This is a genomic window from Rhodobacter sp. NTK016B (genome assembly GCF_017303295.1).
In the GTDB taxonomy this organism is placed as follows: domain Bacteria; phylum Pseudomonadota; class Alphaproteobacteria; order Rhodobacterales; family Rhodobacteraceae; genus Pararhodobacter.
The window spans coordinates 1-243 of the sequence record NZ_JAFKOK010000071.1 but is presented as its reverse complement, the minus strand read 5'-3'; the positions used below and the strand labels follow the sequence as shown (position 1 = coordinate 243).

Here is a 243-nt window from a genome sequence, read left to right as displayed (position 1 = left end):
CTGCGGTCCGGCGGGAAAGGTCTGGGTGCTGAAAATCAGGCGCCGGACCGCGTTGAAGGGAAGGATCGGCGCGCGCGTTACAGCGCGGACGGGCGGCAGCTCTGGCGCTCGCCGCCATAGCGGATGGCGAGCTCGACCTGCTGGCCCGCGCGGGGGCCGACCAGCTCGGTCTCGGCGATGGTGACGCTCTGACCGGGCCGGGCCTCGAAATCGCCGCCCTGCCGGATCGAGGCCGAGGGCGCG

1 protein-coding gene is annotated in these 243 nt (G+C 73.3%); it reads right to left on the bottom strand.

The genetic code is table 11. The features are described from left to right. Positions 1–77: 77 nt before the first annotated feature. Positions 78–227 carry a hypothetical protein gene (locus JI664_RS24325; RefSeq protein ID WP_414707761.1) on the bottom strand — a complete coding sequence of 50 codons (150 nt, stop codon included), beginning with the start codon at positions 225–227 and terminating at the stop codon, positions 78–80. Between the last annotated feature and the right edge of the window lie 16 nt (positions 228–243).